Consider the following 17145-nt stretch of genomic DNA (forward strand, 5'->3'; position numbering starts at 1 on the left):
TATAAAAAAAGGCCACCTTTCGGTGGCCTTTGACATTGCAGGTATTGTCTTCTTTTTTATGCTGTTTTGGTGCGAATCAGATAATCGAACGCGCTCAGTGACGCTTTTGCACCTTCGCCGGCGGCGATAATAATTTGTTTGTACGGCACGGTAGTACAGTCGCCAGCGGCAAATACGCCCTTAACGTTCGTTTCGCATTTCGCATCGATGATAATCTCACCCATACGGTTACGCTCAACCGCCCCTTCCAGCCAGGTTGTGTTCGGCAACAGACCAATCTGGACAAAGATCCCCGCCAGCGCGACGTGATGTTCGTCGCCGCTCACGCGGTCGCGATACTGCAGACCGGTCACTTTGGTGCCGTCACCTTTCACTTCGGTGGTCTGGGCATTGAGAATAATGTCGACGTTTTTCAGGCTACGCACTTTATCTTGCAGGACCTGATCGGCCTTCATTTCCGGCGCAAATTCCAGCAACGTAACGTGTTCAACCACGCCCGCCAGGTCGATGGCCGCTTCCACGCCCGAGTTGCCGCCGCCAATGACCGCCACGCGCTTGCCTTTAAACAGCGGGCCGTCGCAGTGCGGGCAATAGGTTACGCCTTTGGTACGGTACTGATCTTCGCCCGGTACGTTCATGTTGCGCCATTTTGCACCGGTAGCAATAATGATGCTGCGTGCTTTCAGCACCGCGCCGGAGGCCGTTTCAATCTGATGCAGGCCACCTTCAACCGCAGCAGGCACCAGCTTAGACGCGCTCTGGGAATCAATCACATCGACGTTGTATTCACTAACGTGCGCCTTCAGCGCGCCTGCCAGCTTCTGACCTTCGGTTTTCGGCACGGAAATGTAGTTTTCGATATCGACGGTATCCAGCACCTGGCCGCCAAAACGCTCGCCCATCAGGCCGGTACGAATCCCTTTACGCGCAGAGTAAACCGCCGCCGCCGCGCCAGACGGGCCGGAGCCAACAATCAGCACATCATACGCATCGCGCTTATTCAGCTCTTCCGCCGCGCGTTTTTCCGCGCCGGTGTCAACTTTCGCGACGATTTCCGCCAGCGTCATACGGCCCTGACCAAATTCCTGGCCATTCACGTAGACCGCCGGGACGCCCATCACGTTACGTTCGGTGATTTCATTCTGGAAAGTACCGCCGTCGATTGCCGTATGCTTGATGCGCGGGTTCAGCACCGACATCAGGTTCAGCGCCTGCACAACGTCCGGACAGTTATGGCACGACAGTGAATAGTAGGTTTCAAATTCAAAATCACCGTCGATGTCGCGAATCTGCTCCAGCAGAGACTGCGCCTCTTTCGAGGGATGACCGCCGGTCCACAGCAGCGCCAGAACCAGAGAAGTGAACTCGTGACCCAGCGGAGAGCCGGCAAAACGCGGGCCCTGGTGAGAGCCGGGATTTGTAATCAGGAACGACGGCTTACGCACCGCCAGGTCGTTATCTTGTTTGAAGGTGACCTTATCTGACAGTTCAGCGATTTCAGCCAACAGTTCCTTGATCTCTGCCGATTTAGCGCTGTCGTCCAGCGTGGCAATCAGCTCAACAGGTTTGGTCAGCTTCTCAAGGTAAGCCTTGAGCTGGGTTTTCATGTTGGTGTCGAGCATTTTTATCTCCTGGGCTTAAAACATCATCATGCAAGCGGCCACATACGAGCTGCCTCTGTAAGCAACTTGCATCATGATGCTGGAATAAAACAGGCGCAGAGGTGCGCCTGTGGGATGCCGGACGGTGCTGCGTTTATCCGGCCTACAGGCTGTAGGCCGGTGCCGTGCCGCCGGGCAGACGACTTAGATTTTGCCTACCAGGTCTAAAGATGGCGCCAGAGTGGCTTCACCTTCTTTCCATTTAGCCGGGCACACTTCACCTGGGTGGGAAGCAACATACTGAGCGGCTTTGATTTTACGCAGCAGGTCAGATGCGTCACGGCCGATACCTTCAGCGGTAACTTCGATAGCCTGAATGATACCCTGTGGGTCAACAACGAAGGTCGCACGGTCGGCCAGGCCTTCATCTTCACGCATGTTGTCGAAGTTACGGGTCAGGGCGCCAGTCGGGTCGCCGATCATCGCATATTTGATTTTGGCGATAGTCTCAGAGCTGCTGTGCCATGCTTTATGGGTGAAGTGGGTATCGGTAGAAACGGAGTACACGTCTACGCCCAGCTTCTGCAGTTCTTCGTAATGGTCAGCAACGTCGCCCAGTTCGGTCGGGCAAACGAAAGTGAAGTCAGCCGGATAGAAGAAGAACACGCTCCAGCGGCCTTCGGTATCTTTCTCGGTCACTTCTACGAATTCACCGTTTTTGAACGCCTGGTTTTTGAAAGGTTTGATTTTAGTATTAATTAATGACATCGAGTACTTCCTCCGTGTTTTCGTTGAGGTCTAAGTTAACGAACTTTTCCTGATTCGACCAATGCGTTTACATTATCAAATCAATAAGCGTTATCTAACAACCGGAACAAGACAGCTTTGTGAACCAGTATCGAGGATACGCACAAATCGCCCATCCCCAGACGTAAAAAGGCCGCAACAGAGGCGGCCCGATTACCTGAGTCACCCGCGGGTGAGCTCAGCGCCAGCGATGCTGGCTTGCGTGTTGCGCTCTACATAACCTTAACAAAGGCTGTAACAGCCTCCTGATTACATCATCCCCTTTCATTCGGGGCAATCTGCACAACGTCGGTCTTATCTATGGTTGTGATAGGTTATCTCGTTGCAACTCAACGACACACTGATTTTACAGAGGTTTTACATGCTAAACCGAACTTTACCGGCACCGTATCTCAAGGAGCGTCCCTGGCCCCCATCACGAGATGAAAGGACCGACAAATTATTCATATTCACTCTTCTATATTAATTTAATATTCGTTTTATGAATAATCATTTACCCATAACGTCCATTCATTTTTTACCTTTCTTGTTTTGCAGTAGATAATATAGAGAGTCTGATATATATTAAGCATGGATTTAGGCATTTTTAAGTTTTACGAACACATGGATTGTGGTTTCAGAGGTAAATGAATATACCTCCCAATATAAAAGGATAAACTATGGCTAATCTTTATGATTTAAAACGATTTGACCTCAATTTACTGGTTATTTTTGAGTGTATATACCAGCACCTCAGCATCAGTAAAGCCGCCGAAACGCTCTTTATTACGCCCTCCGCCGTCAGTCAGTCTCTGCAACGCCTGCGAACGCAGCTAAACGATCCGCTCTTTGTCCGTGCCGGCAAAGGGATCACCCCCACAACCGTCGCGGTGAATCTGCATCATCATCTGTCTGAGAACCTGAATCAGATAGAGCAAACAATTAACATGATGGAAAATTCCACGCTGGATAAGCGATTTATTATTTATGGCCCGCAGGTCTATTTCTCCGAAAAATTTACCGTGATGATCGGTCAGTTATTACGTGAACCCAATCTGAACGTCGAATACCATGATTTTTCGGGAGCCAATGACAATGTCGAAAATTTATTAACCTATCGCAAAGCCGATATCGTGTTTACCACCTCCCCGCTCAGCAACCGGGCGTTGGTATGCGAGCCCTTTATTGAGATTCCGACGGTACTGGTCAGCCGTAACGATCACCCCCGACTTGGCGATTTTGCTTCGATTGACGAAGTGCTCAATGAAAGTTTCACCTTTTATGACACTCAGGATAGCGGAATTAAACAGTACCAGTATGCTAGCGAAAACTTTCTCATGGAACGTCGGTGCGCTTTTCGCTCGTCATCGCTCACGGCCATTATCAGCACCATTCATCACACGGATCTGATCGGCCTGTTGCCTCTGACTATGTTTAATGTCTTTAAAGATACCTTAGCGCTTAAGCGCATTACGCTTTCGGTCGAACTGCCTAAAATCACGATTTATAAAGTATACAACCGCTCAGTATTGCACAGTGAAATATTCACCAAAATAATAAATGCGATTTAAATCAGACATAATAAAAATATAAATAAGCACAAAGTAAAATTAACGCTGACAAAACAGAAGTTGGTAGCATTTTATTTAACAAGCTGACTTAACTCTATTGTATTATATCATCCATGTTTAGTTGAACTCTCGATCAAGGATGGCCAGAGTATGCCCATGGTCAAACTCCCGTTAACGCAATCGGTACTGGATGCGGCTCAGGAACGCATCGTCTGGACATTAACTAATTTTTCCCGCGTTTGCGTCTCATTTTCTGGCGGTAAAGATTCAACGGTGATGCTGCATTTAACCGCGCAGGCCGCGCGAGCAATAGGGAAGAAAATCAGTATTCTGTTTATAGACTGGGAAGCACAATTTTCCTATACCATCAGCCACTGCGAAAAATTACGCGAACAATACCAGGATGTTATCGATTGTTTTTACTGGGTTGCCTTACCGCTCACCACGCAAAATTCACTCACCCAATTTACCCCTGAATGGCAATGCTGGGAGCCGGGCATCAAATGGGTCCGGCAGCCGCCGCAGGATGCCATTACCGACCCCGCCTTCTTTTCTTTTTACGAGACGGGCATGACCTTTGAACGGTTCGTCCAGAAATTTGCCGAGTGGTTTTCCCGACAGCGCCCGGCGGCGGTGCTGGTCGGGATCCGCGCAGACGAATCCTATAACCGCTTTTTGACTATTGCCTCGCAGCGCAAACGCCGTTTTGCCGATGACAAACCCTGGACCACCATCGCACCCGGCAACCACGCCTGGTACGTCTACCCGATATACGACTGGAAAACCGCCGATATCTGGACATGGTTCGCCCGCACCCAACAGCCCTACAACCCGCTCTACGACCTGATGTATCAAGCGGGCGTCCCGCTACGCTATATGCGCATCTGCGAACCGTTTGGCCCGGAGCAGCGTCAAGGGCTATGGCTGTATCACGTACTGGAACCGGATCGCTGGGCGGATATGTGTCAGCGGGTCAGCGGTGTACACAGCGGCGGCATGTATGCCGGGCAGGACAATCAGTTTTACGGTCACCGTAAGCTCGAAAAACCGGGAAACCACAGCTGGCGCAGCTACGCCCATTTCCTGCTGAGCAGCATGCCGGAATCCACCGCCGACCATTATCGCAACAAAATCGCCGTCTACCTGCACTGGTACCAAAAACAGGGCTGGGAAGACATTCCAGACGAGCAGGAAAAAGATCTCGGTTCAAAAGATATCCCGTCGTGGCGACGGATTTGTAAGGTGTTGTTAAACAATGATTACTGGTGCCGCATGCTGTCATTCAGCCCCACCAAAGCCAATCACTATCAGCGCTATCGCGCGCGCATGGAACAAAAGCGTCAGCAATGGGGAATCTTATGCGACAAAAACTAATCGACCAGCTGCATGAGTATCTGCAGCACCTTACGTCGGATGAAAAAATTGAGGCCATTAACCAATTTCGTCAGGCATTGCACGATGAAAGCCCATTCAAAGATCAGCCGATTGACTGCGTACTGTGGGTAAAGGAAGCGCAGGTCACGCCAAATGATTACAACCCAAACAATATGGCGCCGCAGGAAAAACGTCTGTTAACCAAGTCGCTGGAGGCAGACGGTTTTACCCAGCCGATTGTGGTCATTGAGAAACAGGCCCACCGTTACGAAATCGTCGACGGCTTCCATCGCCATATGCTGTCGCAGTCCAGAGCGGCACTGAAAAAACGCTTCCACGGCTACCTGCCAATAACCCAGTTGGATAAACGCGACGACTCGCTCCCTTCACGCATGGCCGCTACCGTGCGCCACAACCGCGCACGCGGTCGTCACCAGATTAGCGCGATGTCAGATATCGTGCGCGAACTGAGCCATCTTGGCTGGAGCGATGAAAAAATGGGCCAGGAGCTGGGTATGGATGCCGACGAAATTCTGCGTCTTAAGCAGATTAATGGCCTGTGTGAAATGTTCGGTAATCGCCAGTTCTCACAGGCCTGGACGGTGAAATAATTACAGACGGCAAAGGCGCTCAGCGGCAGCCAGTAAAGTCGCTTCCTGCTTAGCAAAGCACAGACGAATCAGCTTATGCGGAAACGGCGCATCGCAGAACACCGACAGCGGAATCGCCGCCACGCCGACTTCGCTCGTCAGCCAGCGGCAGAAACTCACATCGTCCATATCTGAAATCGCACTGTAGTCCGCCAGCAGAAAATAGGTCCCCTCACAGGGCAGCAGCGTCAAACGGCTCTGCCCAAGCGCCTCAACAAATCGGTCACGCCGCGCCCGGTAGAACGTCGGCAGTTCACGATAGTGCTCCGGCTCCGCGCGCAGCATATCCGCCAGCGCGAGCTGTGCCGGGGTATTCACCGCAAACGTCAGATACTGGTGCACCTTGCGCAGCTCGGCGCTGATGGCCGCAGGCGCGATGCAGTAACCGACCTTCCAGCCGGTCATGTGATAGGTTTTACCAAACGACGACACGGCCACCGCCCGCTCGCGAAGCTGTGGATGCGCCAATACGCTGGCGTGCCCCGCCTCAGCAAAGCAGATATGTTCATACACTTCGTCGCTCAGTACGTAAATTTCCCGTTCGGCAATCGCCTGCCACAACGCGATAAAATCAGCGCTCTGCCAGACGGTAGCGGAAGGATTATGCGGCGTATTGAGGATAACCAGCCGCGTTTTATCGCTGAGCAATGCGGTGAACGCCTGCCAGTCAACGCGAAAGTGCGGCGGGTGCAGGGCAATACGCTTCACCACGCCACCGGACAGCGCCACCGCAGGGGCATAGCTGTCGTAGCTGGGGTCAAAGCAGATAACCTCATCCCCCTCGCGCACCAGCGCGGTAATGGCGGCGTACAGCGCTTCGGTGGCGCCGGCGGTCACCGTAATCTCGCCGTTAACGTCCGGTAAATACCCATACAGCGCCGCCGTTTTCTCGGCAATCGCCTCGCGCAGGGCCTGCGCACCGGTCATCGGCGCATACTGATTCGCGCCGCTCGCGACATGGTGCGCCAGCCGCTGCTGAAGATAGGATGGGCCGTCAAAATCGGGGAATCCCTGGGATAGATTAATCGCCTGATGCTGCTGCGCCAGAGCGCTCATCTGAGTGAAAATGGTGGTGCCGAGATTGGGAAGCTTACTTTGGGGGATGAGTTGCGTTGTCTTCATTTGTTATCTGCCACGCGTAGCGCCAATGTTAAATCACTATAACATGGCGAGCAGACTTAGCAATCGAGACGTTTAGATGTCTAAAACGATCAACAGCACTTGGCCCCGCCCTTGCCGCCATAGCGGGCATCCTGACGGTCGCGGAAAAACGCTTCATAGGTCATCGGCGTCTGGTCCGGGTGGTTAATGCGCATATGCTCAACATAGTTGTCATAGTCCGGCACGCCAATCATCATTTTTGCGGCCTGGCCAAGGTATTTCCCGGCTTTTGAGAGCGTATCAAACATCGCTGTGCTCCTGTTACGTTTGCCCGGCGTCGCTGCGCTCGGCCGGGCAAGATTTCAGATTAATGCGCGCGTTTCGCCTGCGCGATCAGGTTCTCCGCATCCGCCGGCATCGGCTCATACGGCGTCTCTTTTGCCGTCGGTTTATCCTCTTTCAACGCCGCCAGCGCGGTTTTGATAGAGAACAGCGCCAGCACGACCACCACCACCATAAAGAACATGGTCAGGCCAGCATCCAGACGGTTGTTAAACACCAGCTGCGCCAGCTGCGACTCGGTGTACTGCGGCGGGATGTTACCGCTGTCGATCATCGCCTGGAACTTATTGGCAATCGCCAGGAAGCCCACGCGGTTATCGTCGCTGAACGATTTCTGCCAGCCGGCCACCAGCGTGCACACCAGCAGCCAGGACGTCGGCACCAGGGCAACCCACGCATAGCGCTGACGTTTCATCTTGAACAGTACCACCGCACAGAGCATCAGCGCCATCCCTGCCAGCATCTGGTTGGCAATACCAAACAGCGGCCACAGAGTGTTAATACCACCCAGCGGATCGACCACGCCCTGGTGGAGGAAGTAGCCCCAGGCCAGCACGCACAGCGCCGTTGCCAGCAGGTTCGCCGGCAGCGAATCGGTGCGTTTGAGCCCCGGGTTAATGACCCCCAGCAGATCCTGCAGCATAAAGCGTGCCGCACGGGTCCCGGCGTCGACCGCCGTCAGGATAAACAGCGCTTCGAACAGAATCGCGAAGTGATACCAGAACGCCACATCCATCAGCCCGCCCAGCGCGCCATGGAGGATGTAGGCCATCCCCACCGCCAGAGTCGGCGCGCCGCCCGCACGGGAGATAATCGACTGCTCGCCCACTTCGTTGGCAATCTGGTGCAGCAGATCCGGCGTCACCGAGAAGCCCCACGAACTGACAACCTGCGCGGCCGAAGCCACCACGTCGGCGGTTCCGGCTGGCGCCAGCATGGCCATTGGGCTGTTCATTGCAAAGTATACGCCCGGGTCAATAATACAGGCGGCCACCAGCGCCATAATGGCGACAAAAGATTCCATCAACATGCCGCCATAGCCGATAAAGCAGGCCTGGCCTTCGTTCGCCAGCATTTTCGGCGTTGTGCCGGAAGCAATCAGCGCGTGGAAACCCGACACCGCGCCACAGGCAATGGTGATAAACAGGAACGGGAACAGGTCGCCGGTCCACACCGGGCCGGTGCCGTCGATAAATTTGGTCAGCGCTGGCATGGTCAGCGTTGGACGCATAATGAGGATGCCGATCGCCAGCCCGACGATGGTACCAATTTTTAAGAAGGTAGAAAGGTAGTCACGCGGCGCCAGCAGCAGCCATACCGGCAGCACCGAGGCCACAAAGCCATAGCCCACCAGCATCCAGGTCAACTGCACGCCGGTATAGTCAAACCACGGCGCCCACGTTTCGCTGGCGGCAACCCAGCCGCCGGAGACAATCGCAAACACCAGCAGCACCAGACCAATAACCGACACCTCGCCAATACGCCCTGGGCGCAGATAGCGAATATAAATCCCCATAAACAGGGCCAGCGGAATGGTAAACGCCACGGTGTAAGTACCCCATGGGCTGTGGGTCAATGCTTTCACCACGATCATCGCCAGTACCGCCAGAATGATCACCATGATCATAAACGTGGCAATCAGCGCAATCACGCCCGCAGTCGGCCCCATTTCTTCTTTCACCAGTTCGCCCAGCGAACGGCCGTCACGGCGCGTCGAGACGAACAGTACCATAAAGTCCTGTACCGCCCCGGCCAGCACGACCCCAGCCAACAGCCAGATCATCCCCGGCAGATAGCCCATCTGCGCTGCCAGCACCGGCCCAACCAGCGGGCCCGCACCGGCAATCGCCGCAAAGTGGTGACCGAACAGGACTTTCTTATCGGTCGGCACATAGTCAAGGCCGTCGTTGTGACGCACGGCAGGCGTCATGCGGGTTGGGTCAACCTGCAGGACGTTTTTGGCGATATACAGGCCATAAAAGCGGTAGGCAATCAGGTAAACACAGACTGCGGCAACCACTATCCACAGCGCGTTTATCTGTTCACCACGGTTGAGGGCGATATAGCCCAGAGCAAAGGCTCCAACAATGGAGAGCAATGCCCATATAAGGTATTTCCCTGAATTGTTCATCGTTATTTTCCGTATCAGTAGCAGAGGATGTTACATTTTGTGTCCATAGCAACACCTTTGATTTAACATCCTTGAAACTGATATGACCAGAAAGGGAACCTGACATTTACATCACATTGTTAACGGGATCACTTAAGTCAGAAAAACGGATGAGAAACGGGGAGTGAAAGTGAGATGAACGCAGGTATACAGGCCGGATAAGCGCAGCGCCCTCCGGCAATGTACCGCACCATGCCGGAGGGCGCTGCGCTTATCCGGCCTACGCCTTATTCGGCTACCGAAACCTAACCGAGCACCGCCGTCCCTAACCGGCAGGTACAGCAGCGCCGCCCCTGCTCGTCAAAAACGACAATTTCCCAGCTCTGGCTCTGACGCCCCAGATGCAGCGGCTGACAGACCGCCCGCACCTGCCCTTGCGACACCGGTCGGTGGTGCGACGCATTCAGCTCGGTTCCCACCACACACTGTCCCTCGCGGGTCATCAGATATCCGGCCATTGAGCCCAGCGTCTCCGCCAGCGCGGCAGAGGCGCCGCCGTGAAGCAGCCCGAACGGCTGATGCGTGCGGCCGTCTACCGGCATCACCGCTTCCAGGCTATCGTCGCCAATATGGGTATAGACAATGCCTAAATGCGCCACCATGGTATTCTCACTGGTCGCATTCAGTTCATCGAGCGTTAAATGCCGTTTCCAGATCATGTTACGCCCCCAGCGTTGAGCCGCCGTCGACCACAATGTCCTGCAGCGTGATATGGCTAGCGCTGCGGGAAGCCAGGAACAGAATCGTCGCGGCAATCTCCTGCGGCCGGGCAATTTTGCCCAGCGGGATCCCCAACTTGAACTGCTCGGCAAAACCGCGAATACGCTGCTGCTCGGCATCGTCGCTGACCCACATTGCGCGCTGCATATCGGTGTCGGTCGACCCCGGCGAGACAAGATTGCAACGGACTCCAGCGCTGGCCAGCTCCAGCCCGACGCTCAGCGCCAGGCTTTTCAACGCCGCCTTAGATGCCCCATAGGCGCTCATGCCGATACGCGGCGTGTGGGCAGCGTCCGACGCCACGGTCACAATCGCTCCGCCCTGCTGGCGACGGAACTGCGCCATCGTCTGCTGAAACAGGTTAAACGCGCCGCCGACGTTAACGGCAAAGGTTTGCTGCCAGTCGGCCAGGCTCAGCGCATCGGTCGTGCCCATGCGTAAAATGCCCGCCGCGTTCACCAGCACGTCCAGGCGCTCGGTTGTCGCCAGCAGTCGTTCACACACCTGCGCAACCTGCTGTGCATCGGCAACGTCAAGAATTTCTGTCGAAAACGGGTAGTCGCCGCCGTCAAAGGCCAAATCAAAGCCCGTCACCTGCGCCCCCGCCTCAGCAAACGCCAGCGCCGTCGCATAGCCGATCCCTTTCCCTGCGCCGGTCACCCACACGGTTTGTCCGCGAAAATCGAAATCACTCATGATCTCACCTCACGGGACAACAAAGCCCACCAGGCATCAATGCTCGGATTTTTCGCCAGCATGACGAAATCAATATCACCGTGCACTTTACGCCAGCGTGCCGCCAGCGCCATCATGCGCACGGAATCCAGGCCGTAATCAATCAGGTTGTCATCATCGAACGGTTCGTCAGATTCATCCAGCAGCGGCAGCACCAACGCGCGCAGCGCTTCTTTGCTGGCAGGAACAGACGGCAGCAGTTCGTCAGTCATCACCACGCGACCGCTGCGGCCGGCAACGTATTTCAGCGACATTAAATGCTCATCACGGCTGAAATCCGCCAGCGCGTCGGCAACGAAGAACGGCTTAATGTCGCGCATAAAAGCATCCGTGGCGGTGGTCATGCAGCCGATATGCGCGTATACGCCGGTGATAATCAGCTGGTTACGACCGGTCTCTTTGAGCATCTGCTCCAGCGGCGAGCGGTGGAAAGCGCTGTAGCGCCATTTCACCAGCACGGTATCCTCATCGTCCGGTGCCAGTGCGGCAATCACCCGCTGCTGCTCCGGCGAACGGGTCAGGCCCGGCCCCCACATGTCATTCAGCAGAGCACGGTCTTCATCACTCTGCGCTTTAGGCTGCGCGGTGTAGTAAACCGGAATCCCGTTTTTCTTGCAGAAATCACGCAGCGCGGCGATGTTGGCCACTACCGTGTCCATCATCTCACTGTCTTCGCCCCAAAAGTTGAGGAAATATTCCTGCATATCATGAATCAGCAGTGCCGCGCGCGCCGGTTCAAACGCCCAGTTCACCTTGTTTTCCGGAATGTCCATTGCGGTCGGCAGCGCGTAGCCCTGCAGTTTTGGAATTGCCATGATGTTCTCTCCTTCAGGCCAGCGAGCGGCTAGCCAGCCACTGACGTAATTGTTTTTTATCGACTTTGCCGACGTGGGTCAGCGGCAGTTGCTCAACACACTCCACGCGGTCCGGCAGTTTGAATTCGGCAACGCCCTGTTCCCGCAGGAAGCGACGCACCTGCACCGCGCGTAGCGGCGCATTGACCACCAGGTAGGCGCAGCTTTTCTCACCGAGCAGGCTATCTTCCATGCTCACCAGCGCCGCGTGCACCACGGCCTCGTGACGCAACAGCAGGTTTTCAATCTCTTCGGCAGCAATCTTCTCGCCACCGCGGTTGATCTGATCTTTCTCGCGACCCTGCACGGTGATGTAGCCGTCTTCGTCGATAGAAATCAGATCGCCGGAACAGTAAAAACCCTCGGCGTCAAAGGCGCTGGCGTTATGCTGCGGGCTTTTGTAGTAGCCGCGGAAGGTATACGGCCCGCGGGTCATCAACCGCCCGACTTCACCGCGCGGCAGCGGGTTACCCTCTTCATCAGCCACCCACACCTCATCGTCCGGGCACATCGGGTAGCCCTGAGTATTGAGAATTTTTTCCGGCGTATCGTCCAGACGGGTGTAGTTCACCAGCCCTTCCGCCATGCCAAACACCTGCTGAAGCTGGCAGCCTATCTCCGCCGGAATCCGCGCCGCTAACGTCGCAGAGAGACGCGCACCGCCCACCTGCAGCAGCGTCAGCGATCGCAGCTGAGCGTTGCCACTCCCTTCGGCAATCGCCTGCAGCCACAGGCTTACCGCCGGCGGCACCAGCGCGGCGACGTTGACCTGATGTTGCTCAATCAGCGGGAAGCACTGCGTGGCGCTCGGATCTGCTGCCAGCACCACGGTGCCCTGCGCAAGAAACACGCCCAGCGCGCCCGGCGAGCTCATTGCGTAGTTGTGCGCCGACGGAATGGCGCAGAGGTAGCGCGTCTGCGGATTAAAATGGCAAATTTCATTACTGCGGCGAATGCTGTAGTAATAATCGTTGTGGGTACGCGGGATCAGCTTCGGCGTGCCGGTACTGCCGCCCGAAAGCTGGAAGAAGGCCACTTCGTCGGCAGCCGTCGGCGTCGGCGTAAAATCGACCGCCGGACGGGACAGCGCCGCCTCCAGCGCATGTTCGCCTTCGCCGCCGCGCAGCAGCACCACGCGCAGCGAACGGTGCTGTTCGCAAAAGGTATTCAGGAAGGTATCGTCGCCGAACAGCGCGTGGCCCCGATCGGCAATCAGCACGGCGGGCGCAATCTGCTCGGCATAGGCGTTCAGCTCGCTACGCTGATGGCTGAATAGCGCATTCACCGGCGCCACGCCAATCTTCAGCAGCGCAAACAGCGTGATATAGAATTCGGCGATATTCCCCAACTGCACCAGCGCCGTCTCACCGCGCTTAAGCCCTTTGCTTTGCAGCATGGCGGCCAGATTATCAATAGACTGGTTCAGCTCGCGGTAGCTAATCTGGCGTTCGCCGTCGATCACCGCAATGGCGTCGCTCTGCGCATGGCGCGTCACCATCTCGGTTAACAGCAGATCCTGCCAGTAGCCCTTTTCGCGATAACGCGCCGCAAGCGCGTCCGGCCAGCGGGTAAATTCTACGGTCATTCTGGTTCCTTAATGCAGGCCGAAAACATTCAGCATGGTGGAAAGTTTGACGCCGGTTTCACGCCATTCGGATTCCGGCGACGACGCGGGCACAATGCCCGCCCCGGCAAACAGACGCACGCGGTTAGCCTTCACTCGTGCGCAGCGGATGGTGACCACCCACTCGCCGTTGCCTTCGGCATCGCACCAGCCGACGATGCCGCCGAAGAGGTCGCGGTCGAAGGGTTCCAGCTCGGCGATCACCTGTTTGGCCGCCTCGTGCGGGAAGCCGCTCAGCGCCGGCGTTGGGTGCAGCAGACAGGCCAGCGTCAGCGCGTTTTCCGCCGCTTTTGCCTGCCCTTCAATCGGCGTGGCCAGATGCCATAGCGTTGGCGTGGTAATCAGCTGCGGCGTCTGCGGCAAGGTCAGTTGGAGGCTGCGCGGTGCCAGCGTTTTTTGCATCGACTGGGTGACCAGCTCATGCTCGTGGCGATCTTTTTCTGAAGCCAGCAGCCGGTTACCCGCCTCGCGATCCAGCAGGTCGTCCGGCTGACGACGCGCCGAGCCCGCCAGCGGCAGCGAGCTAAACAGGTCGCCGTCTTTACGCAGCAACAGTTCCGGGCTTGCGCCCAGCAGCACGCCGCCGTCCGGCAGCGGCACGTGGAAGTTGAAGCTCGCCGGATTCTGCGCCACCAGACGCTCCAGCAGCACGCCGCTGTCCAGCGGCTGTTCGGCTTCAATATCAATCAGGCGGGAGAGCACCACTTTATCAACCTGCGGCGTCGCCGTCAGCGCCGCGGCACGGGCGACCATATCGAGAAAAACAGGATGTTCCGGTATCGCCTGACGTGAAGCGACGCCCGTCGGTTCGCGGGAAACGTGATACCGCGAGGTACGCTGCTTTGCCGTACGTGAGAACGTCTCACTGCGTTCAGGGATAAACAGCGCAGAAGGCTGGCGGGTATCAAACGGGATCGCCCCCACCATCACCGGGTTGGCAATACCCGCAGCTTTTGCCGCAGCAAATGCCGCAGCGAGCTCTTGCTGGAAAGCGCTATCAGGCGCGTCGCCCCCTTCTGCCGGGCAGGTGAAACGCTGAAAACAGCCCGAGGTTGTAAAACTGCGAAACGGCGACATAAAGAAAAAGCTATCGGCCGCGATCGTAGCCTGATGCTGCTGTTCCTGTTCATCCACAGCCAGTGACGTTTCCATATCATTCTCCAAAAACGATAAAGACATTACGAATAATTATCATTTATATTTCGGTTCGGTAACCTAAGAGTAAACACTTCTTATGTCAACAGGGCAAACCAGCAACTTGTGCTGAATAGATATCGCCCCTCCTGGCCACGGTCACCTGCGCTTGCAGAGGTCGCGCTTGCATCTTCACCGGACAATAGTTGAAAATGAGAAGCATTAACTAACTAACATCAGGATGCTTATCTGTGAATTTTTCCGCTTTGTGGCGTGCCGCTGCGCTGATCGCTGGCCTCAGCGTTTTAGGATTATCCTCAGCCCAGGCCGCCGACTGGCCGCGCCAGATTACCGACAGCCGCGGCGTACACACGCTGGAACACAAACCGACGCGCATTGTCTCGACCAGCGTAACCCTCACCGGTTCGCTGCTGGCCATTGACGCGCCGGTGATCGCCAGCGGCGCCACCACGCCGAACAACCGCGTGGCCGACGCCCAGGGGTTCCTGCGCCAGTGGGGAGATGTGGCGAAAGCGCGCAACGTCACTCGCCTTTATATCGGCGAACCCAGCGCGGAAGCGGTCGCTGCACAAATGCCGGATCTGATCCTGATTAGCGCCACCGGCGGTGATTCGGCGCTGGCACTGTATGACCAGCTCTCCGCCATCGCCCCCACGCTTATCATCAACTACGACGATAAAAGCTGGCAGGCGCTGCTGACGCAGCTCGGCGGCATTACCGGACAGGAAAAACAGGCTACCGCACGTATTGCCGAGTTTGATAAGCAGCTGGCAACGGTAAAACAGCAGATGAAGCTGCCACCGCAACCGGTGAGCGCGCTGGTCTATACCGCCGCCGCGCATAGCGCCAACCTGTGGACCAGCGAGTCCGCGCAGGGGCAGTTCCTCTCCCAGCTCGGCTTTACGCTCGCCACGCTGCCGGAAGGCCTGCACGCTAGCCAAAGCCAGGGCAAACGTCATGACATCATCCAGCTTGGCGGTGAAAGTCTGGCAACCGGTCTGAACGGCAACAGCCTGTTCCTGTTCGCCGGTGACCAGAAAGACGCTGACGCGATTTACGCCAACCCGCTGCTGGCGCATCTTCCAGCGGTGAAAAACAAGCACGTTTACGCGCTGGGCACCGAGACGTTCCGTCTCGACTACTACAGCGCAACGCAGGTGCTGGCGAGGCTGTCGGCATTGTTTGGCTAGCGCCATCCGGCACCCGAACGCACCGTTACGCCGACTCCGGCACCTCGCGCCGAAACCGCCGCAGCTCGCCCAGCGCCAGCAGCAAAATCCCGCCAACAATCGCCAGCCCCCAGCCGCTGGCGCTTGCCGACGCGACCGGCGTTAATATCGCCCCCAGCCCGCCGAGCAGCGCCGCGCCGATGGCGTCGCCGGTCACGTTCTGCGCCGTCCACAGCCCGTTAATCCGCCCCAGCATCGCCTCAGGCGTTTGGGTCTGAATCAAGGTGTATTGCAACAGCGAGCTTATCGCGCTCAGCCAGCCGAACAGCGCCAGACAGACCATTCCCAGCGCCCAGTGCGGCATCAGCGCAAACAGCCCAATCGCCACAAACGCGCCAACGGTCGCCAGCAGCATGACCCAGCCCGGACGCTCGTTATGCGCCAGTCGTCCACTGGTGAGCGCACCGAAAGCAGCCCCCAATGGAATCGCCGCATACAGCAGGCCAATCGACGCCGCCGACATCTGCCAGCCCTGCGCCAACGCCGGATAAAGCACGCGCACCGCGCTGGCCATGGTGACCAGCCCGCCCAGCAGCGCAATGCCGCCAATCAGCGGGCTACCGAGCAGAAAGCGGAACCCGGCCACCAATGAAGTGAACGGATGTTCGCGCGGCTGCGGCGGCGGTGGCAGTTGCGGTAAACGCAGTAGCGTTAACGTGGTAATAAAAGTGCCCAACGCCGCCAGCAGGTAGTTCCAGGACACGCCGCCGGAAGCCAGCAGCAGGCCGCCGACCATCGGTGAAATCACCGATCCCAGACGGACCGTCAGCATGGTGATGGCCCCGGCCTGCATCAGGTTTTCCCGCCCCACGAGCGCAGGCGTCGCCGCCAGCAGCGCCGTGACGCCGAGCGAGGCAAAGAAACCGTCCCACAGGCCCAGCAGATAAATGGCCAGCAGCGACGGTTCCGGCAGCAGCGCATTCAGCCACAGGCCGATAAACCCCACCCCACAGGTACCGCGAGCCAGCAGAATCAGCCTGCGGCGCTCATAGCGATCGGCCAGCACGCCGCCCACCATCAGCCCGACGAACATCGCCCCGCCGGTTAGCGTCACCGACAGCCCCACCTGCCAGGTGGAGTGGGTCATCATCTGGATTTGAACGGGGACAGCAACCCCCAGCAGGCCAAGCGACAGAATGGAGATAAAGCGGGCGATAAACACGGCGCGGAAGGCCGGGTGCGTTTTTAGCAGGCTCAGATTCAGCAGCCAGGATTGTCGGTTCATTACAAGAC

Annotated in this window: 15 protein-coding genes; 4 read left to right on the forward strand and 11 right to left on the reverse strand. The window is 56.8% G+C overall.

The genetic code is table 11. From position 1 onward, the window contains the following. Window positions 1-56: 56 nt before the first annotated feature. Window positions 57-1622 (reverse strand): alkyl hydroperoxide reductase subunit F, encoded by a 1566-nt coding sequence (ahpF, locus tag H7R56_RS17340; protein WP_106924715.1) that lies wholly within the window; start codon window positions 1620-1622, stop codon window positions 57-59. 183 nt (window positions 1623-1805) lie between these two features. Next, window positions 1806-2369, reverse strand: coding sequence for an alkyl hydroperoxide reductase subunit C (gene ahpC / locus H7R56_RS17345; RefSeq protein WP_106924716.1), 564 nt, complete (start codon window positions 2367-2369; stop codon window positions 1806-1808). A gap of 698 nt (window positions 2370-3067) precedes the next feature. On the opposite strand from ahpC, the gene citR reads away from it, so the two are divergent. The 3 genes from citR (at window position 3068) to H7R56_RS17360 (ending at window position 5943) form a co-directional block, all read left to right on the forward strand. Then, complete coding sequence (gene citR, locus H7R56_RS17350; RefSeq protein WP_106924717.1) at window positions 3068-3958, forward strand: DNA-binding transcriptional repressor CitR; 891 nt, start codon at window positions 3068-3070, stop codon at window positions 3956-3958. Window positions 3959-4108: 150 nt separating this feature from the next. Next, on the forward strand, window positions 4109-5332 hold the full coding sequence (locus tag H7R56_RS17355) for a phosphoadenosine phosphosulfate reductase (protein ID WP_106924718.1): 1224 nt from the start codon (window positions 4109-4111) through the stop codon (window positions 5330-5332). Beyond that, complete coding sequence (locus H7R56_RS17360) at window positions 5317-5943, forward strand: IbrB-like domain-containing protein (protein ID WP_106924719.1); 627 nt, start codon at window positions 5317-5319, stop codon at window positions 5941-5943. The genes H7R56_RS17355 and H7R56_RS17360 overlap by 16 nt, the downstream gene beginning before the upstream one ends. Here H7R56_RS17360 and H7R56_RS17365 read toward each other — a convergent pair whose 3' ends face one another. From H7R56_RS17365 to entC, 8 genes are all read right to left on the reverse strand, one after another. Then, window positions 5944-7104 carry a pyridoxal phosphate-dependent aminotransferase gene (locus H7R56_RS17365; RefSeq protein WP_106924720.1) on the reverse strand — a complete coding sequence of 387 codons (1161 nt, stop codon included), beginning with the start codon at window positions 7102-7104 and terminating at the stop codon, window positions 5944-5946. It lies immediately after the preceding gene. 89 nt (window positions 7105-7193) lie between these two features. Continuing rightward, window positions 7194-7391, reverse strand: coding sequence for a YbdD/YjiX family protein (locus H7R56_RS17370; RefSeq protein ID WP_052284779.1), 198 nt, complete (start codon window positions 7389-7391; stop codon window positions 7194-7196). A 59-nt stretch (window positions 7392-7450) separates the two neighbouring features. Then, on the reverse strand, window positions 7451-9556 hold the full coding sequence (cstA, locus tag H7R56_RS17375; RefSeq protein ID WP_106924721.1) for a pyruvate/proton symporter CstA: 2106 nt from the start codon (window positions 9554-9556) through the stop codon (window positions 7451-7453). Window positions 9557-9840: 284 nt separating this feature from the next. Next, entirely contained in the window at window positions 9841-10254 is a 414-nt protein-coding gene (entH, locus tag H7R56_RS17380; RefSeq protein ID WP_106924722.1) for a proofreading thioesterase EntH, read from the reverse strand. Window position 10255: 1 nt separating this feature from the next. Then, window positions 10256-11011: a 2,3-dihydro-2,3-dihydroxybenzoate dehydrogenase EntA gene (gene entA / locus H7R56_RS17385; protein ID WP_106924723.1), complete on the reverse strand. Its 756-nt coding sequence runs from the start codon at window positions 11009-11011 to the stop codon at window positions 10256-10258. Next, window positions 11008-11865, reverse strand: a complete 858-nt coding sequence (locus H7R56_RS17390; protein ID WP_106924724.1) for an isochorismatase — start codon at window positions 11863-11865, stop codon at window positions 11008-11010. The genes entA and H7R56_RS17390 overlap by 4 nt, the downstream gene beginning before the upstream one ends. A 13-nt stretch (window positions 11866-11878) precedes the next feature. After that, window positions 11879-13489 carry a (2,3-dihydroxybenzoyl)adenylate synthase EntE gene (gene entE, locus H7R56_RS17395; protein WP_182928316.1) on the reverse strand — a complete coding sequence of 537 codons (1611 nt, stop codon included), beginning with the start codon at window positions 13487-13489 and terminating at the stop codon, window positions 11879-11881. Between the two features lie 9 nt (window positions 13490-13498). Continuing rightward, complete coding sequence (gene entC, locus H7R56_RS17400; RefSeq protein WP_106924726.1) at window positions 13499-14680, reverse strand: isochorismate synthase EntC; 1182 nt, start codon at window positions 14678-14680, stop codon at window positions 13499-13501. Window positions 14681-14913: 233 nt separating this feature from the next. Here entC and fepB point away from each other — a divergent pair, with 233 nt between their 5' ends. Beyond that, window positions 14914-15873: a Fe2+-enterobactin ABC transporter substrate-binding protein gene (fepB, locus tag H7R56_RS17405; protein ID WP_106924727.1), complete on the forward strand. Its 960-nt coding sequence runs from the start codon at window positions 14914-14916 to the stop codon at window positions 15871-15873. Window positions 15874-15898: 25 nt separating this feature from the next. Here fepB and entS read toward each other — a convergent pair whose 3' ends face one another. Next, the gene (gene entS, locus H7R56_RS17410) at window positions 15899-17137 is read right to left on the reverse strand and encodes an enterobactin transporter EntS (RefSeq protein ID WP_106924728.1); all 1239 of its coding nucleotides are present in this window, start codon (window positions 17135-17137) and stop codon (window positions 15899-15901) included. Window positions 17138-17145: the final 8 nt, after the last annotated feature.

Origin of the sequence: Klebsiella sp. WP3-W18-ESBL-02, from assembly GCF_014168815.1 — a bacterium.
GTDB lineage: Bacteria > Pseudomonadota > Gammaproteobacteria > Enterobacterales > Enterobacteriaceae > Kluyvera > Kluyvera ascorbata_B.

Coding starts and splice junctions, on each gene's coding strand:
- ahpF (WP_106924715.1), bottom strand. CDS start 1,622: ATGCTCGACACCAACATGAAAACCCAGCTCAAGGCTTACCTTGAGAAG.
- ahpC (WP_106924716.1), bottom strand. CDS start 2,369: ATGTCATTAATTAATACTAAAATCAAACCTTTCAAAAACCAGGCGTTC.
- citR (WP_106924717.1), top strand. CDS start 3,068: ATGGCTAATCTTTATGATTTAAAACGATTTGACCTCAATTTACTGGTT.
- H7R56_RS17355 (WP_106924718.1), top strand. CDS start 4,109: ATGCCCATGGTCAAACTCCCGTTAACGCAATCGGTACTGGATGCGGCT.
- H7R56_RS17360 (WP_106924719.1), top strand. CDS start 5,317: ATGCGACAAAAACTAATCGACCAGCTGCATGAGTATCTGCAGCACCTT.
- H7R56_RS17365 (WP_106924720.1), bottom strand. CDS start 7,104: ATGAAGACAACGCAACTCATCCCCCAAAGTAAGCTTCCCAATCTCGGC.
- H7R56_RS17370 (WP_052284779.1), bottom strand. CDS start 7,391: ATGTTTGATACGCTCTCAAAAGCCGGGAAATACCTTGGCCAGGCCGCA.
- cstA (WP_106924721.1), bottom strand. CDS start 9,556: ATGAACAATTCAGGGAAATACCTTATATGGGCATTGCTCTCCATTGTT.
- entH (WP_106924722.1), bottom strand. CDS start 10,254: ATGATCTGGAAACGGCATTTAACGCTCGATGAACTGAATGCGACCAGT.
- entA (WP_106924723.1), bottom strand. CDS start 11,011: ATGAGTGATTTCGATTTTCGCGGACAAACCGTGTGGGTGACCGGCGCA.
- H7R56_RS17390 (WP_106924724.1), bottom strand. CDS start 11,865: ATGGCAATTCCAAAACTGCAGGGCTACGCGCTGCCGACCGCAATGGAC.
- entE (WP_182928316.1), bottom strand. CDS start 13,489: ATGACCGTAGAATTTACCCGCTGGCCGGACGCGCTTGCGGCGCGTTAT.
- entC (WP_106924726.1), bottom strand. CDS start 14,680: ATGGAAACGTCACTGGCTGTGGATGAACAGGAACAGCAGCATCAGGCT.
- entS (WP_106924728.1), bottom strand. CDS start 17,137: ATGAACCGACAATCCTGGCTGCTGAATCTGAGCCTGCTAAAAACGCAC.